Below are 14646 nucleotides of genomic sequence, written 5' to 3'. Positions count from 1 at the left end.
AATCATCCCCGACTAGTGGCCGGCGCCTAGTTGCCCGGCCAGGCGTTGGTGGCGTTCCGCGCTGGAGGGGTTCAGGCCGACGATGCGGACGGTCTTGCCGTACCGCTCGTACTTCGTGGTGATCGCGTCCAGGGTCGCGACGGTCGACGCGTCCCAGATGTGGGAGTCGGTCAGGTCGATGACCACGTTCGCGGGGTCGCCACGGTAGTCGAACTGGTAGACCAGATCGTTGCTGGAGGCAAAGAAGAGCTCACCGGTGACGGCGTACGTCTTGGTGTTCTCGTCGGGATGGGCCACCTCGCTCACGGTGGTGAAGTGCGCGACGCGGCGCGCGAACAGCACCATCGCGACGAGGACACCGACGACGACCCCGATGGCGAGGTTGTGGGTGATGACGACGATCACGACGGTCGACAGCATCACGATCGTTTCACTGCGCGGCATCCGGCGCAGCGTCCTGGGCTGGATGCTGTGCCAGTCGAACGTGCCGACCGAGACCATGATCATCACCGCGACCAGCGCGGCCATCGGGATGTCGCCGACGAGGTCTCCGAGGCCGACGACGAGGATCAGCAGGAACACGCCGGCCAGGAACGTGGAGATCCGGGTCCGGGCACCGGAGGCCTTCACGTTGATCATCGTCTGGCCGATCATCGCGCAGCCGCCCATCCCACCGAAGAAGCCGGTGATGATGTTCGAGACGCCCTGCCCCCAGGCTTCGCGGGTCTTCACCGAGTGCGTGTCGGTGATGTCGTCGACGAGCTTGGCGGTCATCAAGGATTCGAGCAGTCCGACGAGAGCCATCGCCACGGCGTACGGCGCGATGATGCGCAACGTGTCGAGGCTCAGCGGCACGTCCGGGAAGAAGAGTGAGGGCAGGCTGTCTGGCAGTTTGCCCTCGTCCCCCACGGTCGGCACGGTCATCGAGGTCAGCGCCACGAAGAACGTGACGGCGAGGATCGCGATCAGCGGGGCCGGGACCACCTTGGTCAGCCTCGGCAGGAACACCATCACGGCGATGCCGGCCGCGACCAGCGGGTAGACCAGCCATGGGACGTGGGTCAGGTGTGGAAGCTGCGCCAGGAAGATGAGGATCGCGAGCGAGTTGACGAAGCCGACCATGACCGATCGCGGGATGAACCGCATCAGCCGGGCGACGCCGACGACGCCGAGGACGACCTGCAGGATCCCGGCCAGGATCACCGTGGCGACGAAGTACTCGAAGCCGTGGTTGCGCATCACCGGCGCGATCACCAGCGCGACCGCGCCGGTGGCCGCGGAGATCATCGCCGGGCGCCCGCCCAGGAACGCGATCGACACCGCCATCGTGAAGGAGGCGAACAGCCCTACCCTCGGGTCCACGCCGGCGATGATCGAGAAACTGATCGCCTCGGGAATCAGCGCCAGCCCGACAACCAGGCCGGCCAGCACCTCCGTCCGCAGCCGGCGGTGCGACCGCAGCGCGGCCAGGACAGAGGTGATGTCGGTGGGGGACGGAGCGGATGCGGGCGTGGCTGACTCAGGCGTCAGCGAGGTCATGCGGTCTCCAGACACAGGAACAGGCGGGGCCTCAGGGCAGGCCGGCTCCTGCGCGTCCTTGCGCGGGGGTCACAGCTCGAGGGTCGCTTGATCGGGACAGGCAGGGTGAGGTGCAGACAGGCGAATGAGGAGCACCAGATCCCCTCACCGCACCAAACTTTACCCTGACGTGGAGAGAGGACAGTCGTGATGTCGAGAGTCAAGATCGAGGTCTGCGTTCCCGACGACCATGTGTCCGCGATTCTGGCGGCGCTGGAATCCGCCGGTGCCGGACGGGTCGGCCGCTACGACCAGGTGACGAGCTTCTGGCAGATCGGTGGAACCTGGAAGCCGATGCCCGGCGCCGAACCGTTCGCCGGCGAGATCGGGAAGCTGATGCACGGGACCGAGACCCGAGTCGAGTCCGAGTGCGAGACCTCAGCGGCACCACTCGTCCTGAAGGCGCTGAAGGCGGCGCATCCCTACGAGGAGCCGATCATCCGCTTCATCCCGCTGCACCAGCCGACCGAGCTCGAACCCTGACGCTGAGCTCACCATCGTCTCGTGCGCAGGTCGGGAGTCCGTGTTCCAGGGGTCTCACGCCTGTGGGGCGGCGAGGACGTAGACGTACTCCTGGATGCCGTCGTCGGGTGGCGGGGCGGTTGCTTCTTGGGCGCGGTCTCGCTGGAAGCCGCACTTTTCGAGGACTCGGATCGAGCCGGCGTTGTGGGCTACGACGTGGGCAGTCAGGGGCCGGGTCGGCATCTCGATCAGGAACTGTGTGAGGGCCTGCGTGGCAACACCGCGGCCCCAGAGGTCGCGGCCGACCCAGTAGCCGAGCATCTGTTGCCCGTCCTGCTCCCAACTCACGACGTTGCCCGCCACCGCGCCGTCCGCCACGATCGTCCGCAGGATCTTCGTGTCGTCGCCGCGGATCTTCGCCCAGTGCGCCGCGAACTCATCCTTGTCGCGAGCCGGAACTGCCGCCATCCCGTTCGCGATCGGATCGGCCTGGTGATCGAAGAACACCTCGAGGTCGCGATCCTCGACCTGCCTGAGGCGAACCTCATGTGTCATCTCCCGCTCCCTTACCTCGGTCCGGTACGTCGACCACCCGATCGTCGCACCGTCCACCGACAGTTCGCGAGACGGTCAGACCGACCCGGCGAACTGCGAAGATGGCGCGCATGCGTTCATTCGAGGAACTCGTCGCCGAAGGCGAAGCCGTCTCGGTCGAGGGCTGGGACTTCTCCTGGTTCAAGGGCCGCGCCACCGAGGAACGGCCGTCCTGGGGATATCAGAAGCTCATCGGTGCCCGGATGGCGACCGCCGAGGCGGCTCTCGACATCCAGACCGGCGGCGGCGAGGTGCTGGCCGGAATCCCGGCTGCGCCGCCACGGCTCGCCGCGACCGAGTCGTGGCCGCCCAACCTCGAGATCGCCCGCCGCAACCTCGCGCCCCTCGGCGGGACGGTGGTCGAGGTTGCTGACGACGCCCCACTACCGTTCGAGTCCGAATCCTTCGACCTCGTCGTGAGCCGCCACCCGACCGTGGTCATCTGGCCGGAGATCGCCCGGGTACTGCGGCCCGGTGGCGTGTACCTGTCTCAACAGATCGGCTCCGGCACCGTGATCGAGTTGACCGAATACATGATGGGGCCACAGCCTGTCGGTACAGGGCGCGGTACCGAACAGGCTGTGGCGTCAGCAGAAGCCGTCGGACTGTCCGTCGTACAGGTCCGGCCGGAGTCGTTGCGGATGGAGTTCTTCGACATCGCCGCGGTGGTTCACTTCCTGCGCAAGGTGATCTGGATCGTTCCGGACTTCACCGTGGAGCGATATCGCGACCGGCTGCTGGCGTTGCACGAGCAGATCCAGACAGACGGTGTGTTCGTGGCGACCAGCGAACGGTTCCTCTTCGAGGCCGGCAAGCCGAGCCCCGTCAGCTAGGCCAGGTCGCCTCGGTGACTCGGCCGCCCTGGATCTCGACGGTCAGCTGCACCGGGCCGTACGGGCGGAGGTACAGCTCATAGGTGCCCTGGGCAACTTCTGAGAAGACCGCGGAGTGCGCCGTCGTTCCATCGGGCTTCGGGCGAGGTACGACGGCAACGTGCGGCCACACCCCAGGCCCGTGACCGTGCCCATGCCCATGCCCGTGTCCATGCCCGTGTCCATGTCCGTGGTCGTGGTCGTGGTGGTGGTGGTGATCGGAAGGACCCGGCGAGCCGGCCTTGCGGAGTTCGACCTCCTCGTCCTCGAGCTCGGCCGGCATGTCGATCACGAGGGCACCGATGTCCCCGCCGATGTCGAGCAGGACCGAGGATCCCTTCCCCGCATGGGGATTCTCGACCGCGTTGTTCCCTGGGCCGCTCATCGTGATCACGCGGCCGGGGTGCCCGGCAGCGACTGGTAGCCGCCGCCCGGAGTACCGAGGTAGGGGAACCGGTCGAGCAGCGGGCCGTTGGTGTTCGACGTACCGTCCTTGATCGCACCGGCTGCGTCATCGGGCTTGAACGACTTGTCGACCAGCGGGATCGTGATGCCGGCGACGGCCCGCAGTTCGACCGTCACGACGTCGTCGATCAGGCGCCGGCCGTTCGGGAATCCGGCCGCGTCACCCGCGACCAGGCCGAGTGGGTTGGGCGACTTGGCCGGCGGTACGGCGACGTTCAGGCGCAACATGTCGGCCTGGACCGGACCGGTGTAGTTCTGGAAGCCGTCGACGACATCCTTCGGGATGCCGGTCAGCAGGATCGCCGCCAGGTCCGCACGTGGCTTCTTGTACGCCGCCAACCTCGGGAACACACCCGGGTACAGGACCGGCAGCAGGCCGGCGAGCTCCGGCTTGGTGACGAATCCGGCGAACCGCTTGTCGGCGGACGGTGGCAGGCTGTTCCAGCGGTCCTTCTCCGCCATCGGCACGATGACCTCGTTGAACAGCGGGTTGCCCAGCCGGGAGACCTGCTTGTACGGGCCGTGCCACACCGAGGTGCCGTTGCCGTTGACGATCCGGGACTGCTGACGGCTCGCCGACGCGTAGACACCGATGACGGACTTGGGGTCCAGCACCTTCGTCGGCCGGCGGCCGTCGCGGGTCAGGTCGGTGATCGGGACCTGGATCGCGATGGTGTGCACGTTGGAGCCCTGCAGCCCGTTCACGCCCATGGCGGCGGCCGACGGGATCAGGTGAGCCATCTGGAAAGGCCGCAGGGTGCCGAGGTCGAAGATGCTGCCGAGGTCGGCCCAGAACGCGTCGGCACGCTGCCCCGCGAACACCTTGCGACCGGTGCCGATGGTGTGGATCGCCTGGCGGGCGAGCCTGACGTAGTTCGGCGTACTGCGGACTCCGACGTTGACCGGCGGGGCCGTCAGGTTCCGGGCGAGGATCCGGGACCGGCCTTGCTCGACGCGGGTCACGGAGTAGTACTGCGGCCGGTTCCAGGTACGGTCCTTGATCGAGGTGATCGGACCGGTGTTGTACAGGAACGTCTTCTTGTTCCGGATCTCGGCGTGGAAGCGGAACTGATAGCTGATGTCGGCCTGACCGGTTCCACGGTTGGAGATGTGGATCTGGTAGAGCACGTCATCTCCGAACTCGTAGAAGTTCGGCCCGCCGAACGGGTTCTGGAACGGGATGAAGTTGGCGATGATCGTGACCGTGTCCGGCGCGTCCGGGCTGACGAACGCGTAGACATCGGTGTTGTCGGCCACCGGATCCTTCGAGATCTCCGGTGCCTCGCGGTGCGAAGACATGACAATTCCTCCAAGAACAGATGCTGAAAGGCTGGGATCAGGCGGTCGTCACGCCGGCAAGGCGGGCCGCGAGTTCACGATCGGTCACGAGCACCTCGCGGTGGCCGACCATGATCGCCAGTTGACCGGACTTCACGTCCTTGACGTGGACGACGAACGACTCGGCGTCAGCCAGGTCGCCCGGTTCCAGTGATGTCTTCGCCGCGTCCGCGGCCTTGTCGCCGACCGCACCAACCGCTGCGACCGCTCCCACTGCCGCAACCGTCCCCGCGCCCGCGAACACCAGGAACCCCCGGCGCGTTGCGTTACTCATGTTCTGACCTCCCACTGGTAGAAACCCCGTGCAGCCGACATTCGGGGCGTTCTCACCAGCGGATGGGTCAGACTTCGGGTCGCGCGGTCGCCTGGACTCCGGCAAGGATGATCCGCAGGCCATGATCGAACTCCGCGTCGGGGTCGGCGGTGAACAGGTCGCCGACCATCCGTGCGGTCAACGGGTAGCGGTCGGAGTCGACGGCCCGGGTGATCTGCTCGGGGTTGTAGGGATTGCCGTCGGGATACGCGACGCCGGTCTGCGCCTGTTCTTCGAGGACGAAGCCGATCGTGTAGTGCAGGAGGATCGGGAAGATCCGTACGGCGTCCCGCATCGGGAAGCCGGCGTCCTCCAGGGTGCGCAACGTCAGCTCGGTGACCCGCCACATCGAGTCGTCACTGACGTTCGTGCCGGCCAGCACCCGAGCGCCGTCGCGGTACCGCAGCAGCGCCGCGCGCAGGCGGCCGGCCAGCTCGATCAGCCAGTCCTGCCACTGCGTCCCGCGCCGCGGCGCCTCGACGCCGTCGACGGCGGAGACGAACAGCACGCGAGCCATCGCGTCCAGCAACTCCTGCTTGTTCTTGACGTGCCAGTAGAGCGCGGGCGCCTGGACGCCGAGCTCGGCCGCCACCTTGCGCATCGTCAGGCCGTCGACGCCCGTGTCGTCGAGCAGCCCCAAGGCGGCCGTGGCGATGGCGCCGGCATCGAGCTTCACGTTGCCTCCTGTGTCTGCAGCTGCCTTGACAGGTTAACAGCGTTCTGTTCTCCTTAACAGCATTAAAGTCACTTTAATGTTGTTAAGGAGAGAGCTCATGGAGACTCAGGTGGTCATCGCCGGCGCCGGACCGACGGGACTGATGCTGGCCGGCGAACTGCGGCTGGCCGGGATCGACGTGATCGTGGTGGACGCCCTGCCGGCCCGGACGGGCGAGTCCCGCGCGGGCGGCATCCACGCTCGGACCATGGAGGTGTTCGACCAGCGCGGTCTGCTGGAGCGGATGCTGCCGCACGGCCGACCGATCCAGGCGGGTCACTTGGCCGGCCTGCGGCTGGACTTCTCCGACTTCCCCACCCGCTACCCGCACACGCTGGCCATCGTGCAGGCGGACATCGAACGGGAACTCGACCAGCACGCAACTTCTCTGGGAGCATCCGTGCGGTGGGCCTCCCCGGTGCTCGGGTTCCGCCAGGACGCGACTGGTGTCGACGTCGAGATCGGCGGCCCGGACGGCGGCTGGATCCGTGCCGCCTACCTGGTCGGGTGCGATGGCGGACGAAGCGCCGTACGGAAACTGGCCGGGATCGGCTTCGACGGGACCGACGCGACCATGACCGGCATGCTGGCCGACGTCGAGCTGACCGACCCGCCGGCTGGTCCCCTCTTCTCGCAGCGCGGCGGTCCTGGCGACTTCTCCGTCCTCGGCTTCCAGGAGGGCTGGTACCGGTTGATCGTGCAGCGGCACGACCGCGTTCTCGACCGTGCGGTCGAGCCCGGGTTCGAGGCGTTCCGCGAGTCGTTCCGTGAGGTCGCGGGCACCGACTTCGGGATGCACAGTCCGCGCTGGTTGTCGCAGTACGGCGATGCTGCGCGGCAGGCTGATCGCTATCGCGAGGGTCGGGTGTTCCTGGCCGGCGATGCCGCCCACATCCACTACCCCGCGGGTGGTCAGGGATTGAACATGGGCGTGCAGGATGCGGTGAACCTCGGCTGGAAGCTCGCGACCGTCCTGCGCGGCGAGGCGTACGACGACCTGCTCGACAGCTACGCGAGCGAGCGGCATCCGGTGGCTGCTCGCGTTCTGCACAACACTCGGGCGCAGACCGCACTGTCGCGCCCCGGCCCGCACAGCGATGCGTTGCGCGAGCTCGTCGCCGGTTTGTTCGGCATCGACGACGTACGCCGGCGGCTCGGGCTGATGATCGCGGCGCTCGACATCTGCTACGACACGAAGTCCGACCACCCCCTGGCCGGACGCCGGGTGCCCGATGCCGATCTCGTCACGGCCGATGGAGCCGGTCGTGTCCACAGACTGTTGGCTGCGGGGCGTCCGATCCTGCTGGCGCTCAACGGCGGCGACGTACCGTCGGTCGAGGGCTGGACGGACCGGGTCGACTGCGTGACGGCCACTTGCGCCGACGATCGGTGGACGGTCCCAGGCGTCGGCGAGATCAGCGTGCCGGCAGCGGTGCTCATCCGCCCGGACGGCCACGCCGCATGGGCCACCAACGGCCCCGACGACGGACTGACCGACGCCCTCAGCACCTGGTTCGGTCCGGCCCACCTCACAACCTGACCAGGCATAGGCTGCTGAGCATGACCGGCCTGGACGAGCAGGTCTAGCCGGCGAGCTTGCTTGAACCGTCTGCGCCGATCGTGATGAAGCGGAGGGTCTCGTCGTGGTGGCCATGGCTCAGCCAATGGGTGAAGGCGATGCGGGCCGTGGGCGGCATCTCTAGGTCCGAGGGATCCATGGTCAGATCGAACCAGTGGAGATCACCCTCGGCACAGCCGACGGGAAGCGGCGCCTCGGGCCGGAGTGCGGCGGTGAAGTAATAGGTCTGGCGTAGTTCGGTGCCGGTGTCCCGGAGTGCCACATACCGCAGGGCAAGATCAGAGAGCTGGTCAGGACGTACGCCGATCTCCTCTTCAAGCTCGCGGAGAACGCCGGCCGTGGGGTCAGCTGTCTCGCCGGGTTCGAGGTGACCGCCGACTCCCACCCAGGAGTCCTCGTCCATCGCACGCGAGCCCTTCCGGTACAGCAGGAGGACCTGGCCGCCGCGGACAAGGAACACCGATGTCATCAGCCGGCTGGATCGCAAACCCACGCGCGGAGGCTACACGAACGACCTGGGTACTTAGGCGCCCGCGCACCGTACGGCGGATCCCTAGGAGCTTGTCGGGGATCGCGGATAGGGAGGAGTTCCGATATGCGGGTGCCACCTCAGACCGGCAGGGTATGGGTCCCACGGATCCACTCTGACAGGAGCCACGGTGTTCGACGATGGTGTGCCCAACACGCGGCCTCGCGTGCTAGTTGTCGGCGGCAAGCTGAAGCATGTGCGCAAGGCGCGGGAGCTCGGCCTGGACGTGGTTCACGTCCAGTACCCGAACGAGTTCGACCGCGGCCACTGGCCGTACGTCGATCAGGCGCTGCTGCTCGACTACGGCGACATCGACCGGCTCCTGCCGCTGGTCCGGGCGCTGCACGCGGCGTACCCGTTCCAGGCGGCCGTGTCGCTGTCCGAGCTCGGGCTGCTGCCGACGGCGCGGATCAACGAGGCGCTCGGCCTTCGCGGCGAGTCGGTCGAAACGGTGGAACTGCTGCTGGACAAATGGCGGATGCGGCGGCACCTAGCCGCACGGGATATCAGTCCGGTGGCCTCGGCGGTCGGCCGGTCCGGGCAGGACATCCGGGAGTTCGTGAAGGCGCACGGGCTCCCGATCATCGTCAAGCCGGTCCGCGAATCGGGCAGCCTCGGCATCTTCCGGGTCCGCGACCAGGCTGACGTGGACGTCGTCGCCGACCGGTACCGATCCCTCGACGACGTGCAGTGGGCCACCGGCGACCTGGCCTTTGCCGACTCGTTCGACGAGTTCCTCATGGAGGAGTTCCTGGACGGCCCGGAGATCAGCGTGGAGACCCTGTCCTTCGACGGCCGGCACGTGATCGTCGCGGTGACCGACAAGGAGATCGGCGGCACCGGGTTCGTCGAGATCGGACATTCGCAGCCCAGCGGCCTCTCCGCCGGGATGCTCGGCGAGGTCACGCAGTTGGTGACCGACTTCCTCGACGCGGTAGGCCTGCGCAACGGTCCCGGGCACACCGAGGTCAAGCTGACCTCGCGCGGCCCGCGGATCGTCGAATCGCACAACCGCATCGGCGGTGACCGGATCAACGAACTGGCCGAGATCGCGTACGGCGTCGACATGGAGCGCTACGCGCTGGGCGCCGGCTTCGGCCTGGTGGAACCGCTGACCACGTCGCCCGAGCCCCGGGGCGGAGCCGCCGTACGGTTCATCACACCGGAGCCCGGACGGGTCGTCGAGGTGACCGGCGTCGAGGCCGTCCGCGCGGACCCGGCGTACGTCGACCTCCAGCTGGACGTGAAGCCCGGCGACGACGTACCGCCGCTGACCTGGAACGAGGACAAGGTCGGTCACGTCATCGCCCGTGGTTCCACCGCGGCCGAAGCGATTGCCAACGGCAAACGACTGGCCGCGGCGATCCACGTACGCACGGAACCCAGCCCGTGAGCACCGCGCCGTCGGACCCGCCCGGCGTCGACGAGGCGCGATTCCGCGACGCGCTGCGCGGCCTGCCCAGCCGGGTGTGGATCATCAGTCTCGGCATCCTGGTCAACCAGGTCGGCAACTTCCTGCCCGTGTTCATCGTGCTCTACCTGACCCAGCGCGGCTATTCCGCCGGTGCCGCGGGGCTCGTGCTCGGCGTGACGGGTCTGGGCAAGGTGCTCGGCAACGCCGTCGGTGGCTACCTCGCCGACAACCTCGGCCGGCGATGGACGATCGTGCTGTCCGCCGTGACCACCGCCGGGCTGACCGCGATCGTGCCGTTCCTCGGACCGCTCCTGGCCATCGTCGCGGTGGCCGGGCTCATCGGCGTGACGTCGCAGCTCTACCGGCCGGCCGCGGCCGCAGTACTGATCGACTCCGTCACGACCAACCAGCAACGGCTCGCCGCCGTCGGGGTGTACCGGTTCGCGATGAACATCGGCGCCGCACTGGGCGGCGTCATCGGCGGTGTGCTGGCCAGCACCTCCTACATGGGGCTCTTCCTGGGCAATGCCGCGGCGTGCCTGCTGTTCGGCGTGGTCGTGGCGGTGCTGCTGCGGGATGCGCCCCAGGTGGGGTCAGACGATGCGGAAAGGGAGGACGACCGGGCGGTCGGGTATCGACAGGCGCTGTCCGACCGCCTGCTGGTGCGATTCCTGCTGATGACCGTGGTCGCCGAGTTCGTCTACATCCAGTCGAGCGTCGGCCTGCCCCTGCATGTCAACGACGCGGGTCTGAGCCCGCGCGACTTCGGCCTCCTGATCGGGCTCAACGGTCTGCTGGTGCTGGTGCTGGAGCTGCCCATCACCGGCTGGGTCTCGCGGTACCGGCCGGAGTACGTCCTGGCGATCGGCAACCTGATCGTCGGGATCGGTCTCGCACTCACCGGGTTCGCGACCGACATGGTCCTGCTGTCGGCGACGGTGCTGATCTGGACCTTCGGCGAGATGGTGACCAGCACGTACTCCCAGGCGTACCTGGGAAGTCTGGCTCCGCCACAGATGGTCGGGCGCTACCAGGGACTGCACGGCGTCGCGTACACGATCGGTACGGGCGCCGGACCGCTCATCGGGGGTGCCGTGTACGCCATCGCCCCCTGGGCGCTGTGGGCCCTGATCGGCGCGGCCGGGCTGCTGTCCGCCCAGCTCTGCCTGCCGCGCCGCCGCGCGACGCCCGCGGATTGTCGGTGAGCTCACACACCAGACGGCCGGCCTCGCGTCCTGGAGCTGGGGGGGTGAGCTCTATCAGGGTTCGGCGAAGTCGGCCGTCCGTACATCCAGTGTTGCTCGTTGTTGGAGTAGAGACCCGCCTAGTGCGTGTCTGATCGAGCACAGCTGTACGGCGGCCGGGTATGAACCGGCCGCCGACAGCCTCAGGTCAGGCCGGTGATGGGACGGATCGGCCCAGATGGCGGGCGAAGAAGTGGCCCGAGATCTCGGTCTCGAACCAGGGAACTTCGTGATGGCCGCCGGGGTTGGCGTGCAACGTCTTCTCCTTGGAGGCGAAGGCGTCGAACAGGGCGAACCCGGATTCGCGGTCGATCTCCGCGTCGTCCCACGGGAGGATGAACTCGACCGGGATGGTGATCTGCCGTGCCGCCTCGGTCAGGGCGTCGTACACGAACACCCCACCGAAGACCGCGGCGCTGATCCTCGGCTCGATCGCCGTCCACATCAGCCCGATCGTGCTGGCCAAGGTCATGCCGCTGTAGCCGATCGGTGCGTCGGTGCCGATCTCGGGCAGTGCCTGGAGGGCGTCCAGGGTTGCCTGCCATTCCGGTACGGCGCGCTCCGCCAGCGACGAGTTGTAGTCGATGACGATCGGGCCGATCGGTTGGCCGGCCGCTCGAGCCTCGAGGAGAGCCGAGACCCACTTCCCGTCCTCCGCCGATCGCGGCCGGTCGCCGTGCCCGGGCGCGTCGATGGCGGCCACGGTGAAACCGCAGGTGGTCACGTAGTAGTGAGCCCGGGCCACGAGTCCCTGCGCCTTCTTGTGCAGGCCGCCGCCGTGCCCCATCAGGTGCAGTGGCGCACCCTCGGAGCCGGATTCAGGGGACCAGAGCACGCCGGTGACGTCGCCCAGGACGAAGTCGCGTTCGATGACGCCGTTCGATGAAGTCTGCGTAGTGAAATGCATGATGTGTCGCCTTTCGGAAGTGCCTTCAGATTGAGGCGCTCCCGGCGACACCTACGTCAGTCGCCCAACCGTGACCACGACCGGGGAGCACCCACGAGGATGCAGGTTCATGGGTCTCACCTCCTAGAGCAGTGTCACGTGCATCCGAGAACCTACCAGCCCTCGCGTCCCGGCGCCCAACCATTTTCCGACCGGGGCCGGACGTATGCTCGCGGGCATGTTGAGTGATGGGGTGCGGGTCGTGGTGGCGGGCGGGGTTGAGCACTGGGTCCGGGTTGTGGGGGCCCATCACGGCGGGGTGCCGTTGGTGATGCTGCATGGTGGGCCGGGCGAGAGTTGTTACTCGGTCGAGCAGTCCGTCGGGGAGGAGCTCGCGAAGGTCTCGACGGTGATCTTCTACGACCAGCGTGGGTGTGGACGCTCGGGCAAGCCGACCGAGCCGGATACCTACACCATGACTCGGTTGGTGGCGGACCTCGAGGAGATCAGGTCGGCGTTGGGCTTGGACCGGATCATCCCGTGGGGTGTCTCGTTCGGCTGCCTGCTTGCCGCGGAGTACGCCGTTGCCCACCCCAACAATGTCGATCGCCTGATCCTCCACGCTCCCCCGGTCGTCGGTCCGTTGCACCCGGGTCTCTGGTCGCTGCGGCCCAACGCCGTGGACACGCTCCTCGCGCCGGCCGAACGTACAGAACTCCGGACGCAACTCGACGGCCTGAGCGATCCGATCCAGCGGACTCTGACCGCGATCGGAGCAATCTCGTCGAGCGAGCACGCCGCCTGGTTCTTCTACTACGACCCGGCCAACATGCCTGAACCCGACCCTGCCGCACCCGAGATGAACATGGAGATGGCGCTCGCACTGGTCGGCACCGAACGTCCCGACCTCGCCGACGACCTGGCCGCGATCATGACGCCCGCGCTGGTCATGATCGGACTCTGGGATCGGCACGTGGGCTTCGACATGGCCCGTGACCTCGCCGACCGCATGCCCAACGCCGTACTGCGGATCTTCGACCGCAGCGGTCACCTGATCGACGAGGAACAGCCGGTCGAGTACGTCGAAGCCATCAGCACCTTCGTCCGCGACACCGCCAACTGATTCGGCGGTTTCTACAGACCGTCCAGTCGGCTGGCCATCCTGTCGAGTGTTGGCCACGGAGGACCCGTGCGAAGCGCGTGCAGGAATTCCTCGCCGAAGCGCCTCCCGTTCGGGAACTGGTCGCCGATGTCCCAACGCCACGCTGCGACCATCGCGAGCACGAGCTGCCGGCACTCGTCCAGCAGTCCTTGGTCGACGCCCGGGTAGTGCTCGCAGACCGCCTCGGGAACATGGGCGAGATCGAACTCGACTGGTCCACGGCAGCAGGTCTCGAAGTCGATGAACAACGGGCCGTTCTTCGTACTGAGCACGTTGCCAGGATGCGGCTCACCGTGGAGCAACTGCTCCGGGGCGCCGCGGTCGTCGATCGCCTGCCGCAGGCTTCCCAGTCTGCTGCTGAGGAATTCACGGTCCCTGTCGGCGAGCTTCGGCGAGCGATCCGGGTCGGCGACGATCTCCTCCGCCTCCGCGATTCGATCCGTGAACCGTGGGCTCGCCAAATCCACCTTGCGCATGCCGGCGTGCAGCCGCTCCAGCGCCTTGGCGTAGTCGGCCGGTGAGACGTGAGGTGTCACAGGCTCGTAGTAGGTCCACAGCGTCACTGCGAAGCCGTCGCGGGTGTACACAAGCGGTTCCACCCGAGGCTCCAAGGCGGCCACCGGGCTTCCGACCTCGGCGAGCCGTTGAGCGAGCTCGACCTCGAACTGTGCAACCTCTTGCCCAAGAGGCGCGACCCGGGCAAAGACGTCGCACGGCGTCAGCCGCAGCGCCAGCTTGTTCGAGTTGTGGAGAACAATCGCGTCGTTGACTGGAAGGTCGAGCGACGCGGCGATCGAAGTCGCAGCCGCGATCGCACGCGTGATGTCGGACATCTCCATGATCCGCTGAGGCTACCTGCGTGATCTTGTCCTGTCCTTCGTATTTGACCGGGCCGCACTGGCCGAGAGTCCCATGCAGCCGAGAAATCCGGTGGTACGCCGAGGTGCAAGGGTCCACTGTGGTGGGCATGCACCTGACGTTCCATCACGACCCGCGCGGCGAGTGCTTCACGCTGATCCGGCGAGCGGACGGCGCGGTGTTCACCCTGTCCTCGTACTCACGCAAGCATCGCGTCCCCCACGACCTCGCGCACGCCGTCACCGAACGCGAACTCGGAATCCCCGACGGCATCTTCGGCTGCATCGCGGCAGGTGCGGTGTTCGACAGCATGCAACAGACGGCAGGCAAGAAACGCCACGACGCCAAGGTCCGCAGCAGCCGGATCCTGAAGGCGGCGAACAGCATCGGGGTGAGCGAGGTCCTCACGAGCGTCATCCACGAAGCCGTCGAGAACGATCGACCGACGCCGTACGCCCAGGCCCGCGAGAGCTGGGGCATCACCCGGGCGGACGCCTGTCCCTACGACGACACCGACCTGGACCGCGCCACCAACACGCTCCGGGAACTGACCCACCTCTGGCAGTCGAGCCCCGACCCTCTCGTGTTCCCCTGGCCGAACAAGCTGCAGGCCGGCGCAGCACGATAGGCAGCGCCG

Annotated in this window: 16 protein-coding genes; 7 read left to right on the top strand and 9 right to left on the bottom strand. The window is 67.4% G+C overall.

What is annotated here, in order from left to right:
• Positions 1-12: 12 nt before the first annotated feature.
• Entirely contained in the window at positions 13-1539 is a 1527-nt protein-coding gene (locus tag ACGFH6_RS32110) for a SulP family inorganic anion transporter (RefSeq protein WP_393391398.1), read from the bottom strand.
• A gap of 189 nt (positions 1540-1728) precedes the next feature.
• Here ACGFH6_RS32110 and ACGFH6_RS32105 point away from each other — a divergent pair, with 189 nt between their 5' ends.
• Positions 1729-2061 carry a hypothetical protein gene (locus ACGFH6_RS32105; protein WP_393391396.1) on the top strand — a complete coding sequence of 111 codons (333 nt, stop codon included), beginning with the start codon at positions 1729-1731 and terminating at the stop codon, positions 2059-2061.
• 54 nt (positions 2062-2115) lie between these two features.
• On the opposite strand, the gene ACGFH6_RS32100 is transcribed toward ACGFH6_RS32105, so the two are convergent.
• Complete coding sequence (locus tag ACGFH6_RS32100) at positions 2116-2595, bottom strand: GNAT family N-acetyltransferase (RefSeq protein WP_393391395.1); 480 nt, start codon at positions 2593-2595, stop codon at positions 2116-2118.
• Positions 2596-2705: 110 nt separating this feature from the next.
• Here ACGFH6_RS32100 and ACGFH6_RS32095 point away from each other — a divergent pair, with 110 nt between their 5' ends.
• Complete coding sequence (locus ACGFH6_RS32095; RefSeq protein ID WP_393391394.1) at positions 2706-3467, top strand: class I SAM-dependent methyltransferase; 762 nt, start codon at positions 2706-2708, stop codon at positions 3465-3467.
• Here ACGFH6_RS32095 and ACGFH6_RS32090 read toward each other — a convergent pair.
• The 4 genes from ACGFH6_RS32090 to ACGFH6_RS32075 all read right to left on the bottom strand — a co-directional run bounded on the left by ACGFH6_RS32090 (position 3460) and on the right by ACGFH6_RS32075 (position 6298).
• Positions 3460-3891, bottom strand: coding sequence for a hypothetical protein (locus tag ACGFH6_RS32090; protein ID WP_393391393.1), 432 nt, complete (start codon positions 3889-3891; stop codon positions 3460-3462). The two genes, ACGFH6_RS32095 and ACGFH6_RS32090, sit on opposite strands and share 8 nt — an antisense overlap.
• Before the next feature lie 5 nt (positions 3892-3896).
• Positions 3897-5270 carry a DUF4331 domain-containing protein gene (locus ACGFH6_RS32085; protein WP_393391391.1) on the bottom strand — a complete coding sequence of 458 codons (1374 nt, stop codon included), beginning with the start codon at positions 5268-5270 and terminating at the stop codon, positions 3897-3899.
• Positions 5271-5307: 37 nt separating this feature from the next.
• Positions 5308-5583, bottom strand: coding sequence for a hypothetical protein (locus ACGFH6_RS32080; protein WP_131350022.1), 276 nt, complete (start codon positions 5581-5583; stop codon positions 5308-5310).
• Between the two features lie 67 nt (positions 5584-5650).
• On the bottom strand, positions 5651-6298 hold the full coding sequence (locus ACGFH6_RS32075) for a TetR/AcrR family transcriptional regulator C-terminal domain-containing protein (RefSeq protein WP_393391389.1): 648 nt from the start codon (positions 6296-6298) through the stop codon (positions 5651-5653).
• Between the two features lie 97 nt (positions 6299-6395).
• Here ACGFH6_RS32075 and ACGFH6_RS32070 point away from each other — a divergent pair, with 97 nt between their 5' ends.
• The gene (locus ACGFH6_RS32070) at positions 6396-7877 is read left to right on the top strand and encodes an FAD-dependent monooxygenase (protein WP_393391387.1); all 1482 of its coding nucleotides are present in this window, start codon (positions 6396-6398) and stop codon (positions 7875-7877) included.
• A 43-nt stretch (positions 7878-7920) separates the two neighbouring features.
• On the opposite strand, the gene ACGFH6_RS32065 is transcribed toward ACGFH6_RS32070, so the two are convergent.
• A complete protein-coding gene (locus tag ACGFH6_RS32065; RefSeq protein ID WP_393391385.1) occupies positions 7921-8409 on the bottom strand; it encodes an NUDIX domain-containing protein in 489 nt (162 codons plus the stop codon).
• A 166-nt stretch (positions 8410-8575) separates the two neighbouring features.
• Here ACGFH6_RS32065 and ACGFH6_RS32060 point away from each other — a divergent pair, with 166 nt between their 5' ends.
• Complete coding sequence (locus tag ACGFH6_RS32060) at positions 8576-9838, top strand: ATP-grasp domain-containing protein (protein WP_393391384.1); 1263 nt, start codon at positions 8576-8578, stop codon at positions 9836-9838.
• The gene (locus ACGFH6_RS32055) at positions 9835-11064 is read left to right on the top strand and encodes an MFS transporter (protein WP_393391382.1); all 1230 of its coding nucleotides are present in this window, start codon (positions 9835-9837) and stop codon (positions 11062-11064) included. Before ACGFH6_RS32060 ends, ACGFH6_RS32055 begins: the two co-directional genes overlap by 4 nt.
• Positions 11065-11251: 187 nt before the next feature.
• Here ACGFH6_RS32055 and ACGFH6_RS32050 read toward each other — a convergent pair whose 3' ends face one another.
• The gene (locus tag ACGFH6_RS32050) at positions 11252-12010 is read right to left on the bottom strand and encodes an alpha/beta hydrolase (RefSeq protein ID WP_393391381.1); all 759 of its coding nucleotides are present in this window, start codon (positions 12008-12010) and stop codon (positions 11252-11254) included.
• Between the two features lie 217 nt (positions 12011-12227).
• Between ACGFH6_RS32050 and ACGFH6_RS32045 the strand changes: the two genes are divergently transcribed.
• Positions 12228-13112 (top strand): alpha/beta fold hydrolase, encoded by an 885-nt coding sequence (locus ACGFH6_RS32045; RefSeq protein ID WP_393391380.1) that lies wholly within the window; start codon positions 12228-12230, stop codon positions 13110-13112.
• Positions 13113-13123: 11 nt separating this feature from the next.
• Here ACGFH6_RS32045 and ACGFH6_RS32040 read toward each other — a convergent pair whose 3' ends face one another.
• Positions 13124-13990: a phosphotransferase family protein gene (locus ACGFH6_RS32040; protein WP_393391378.1), complete on the bottom strand. Its 867-nt coding sequence runs from the start codon at positions 13988-13990 to the stop codon at positions 13124-13126.
• Between the two features lie 128 nt (positions 13991-14118).
• On the opposite strand from ACGFH6_RS32040, the gene ACGFH6_RS32035 reads away from it, so the two are divergent.
• Positions 14119-14637, top strand: a complete 519-nt coding sequence (locus ACGFH6_RS32035) for a hypothetical protein (RefSeq protein WP_393391377.1) — start codon at positions 14119-14121, stop codon at positions 14635-14637.
• The last annotated feature ends 9 nt before the right edge of the window (positions 14638-14646 follow it).

It is taken from the genome of Kribbella sp. NPDC049227, from assembly GCF_043197265.1.
Classification (GTDB): Bacteria; Actinomycetota; Actinomycetes; order Propionibacteriales; family Kribbellaceae; genus Kribbella.
This window is presented reverse-complemented; position numbering and strand designations above follow the sequence as displayed.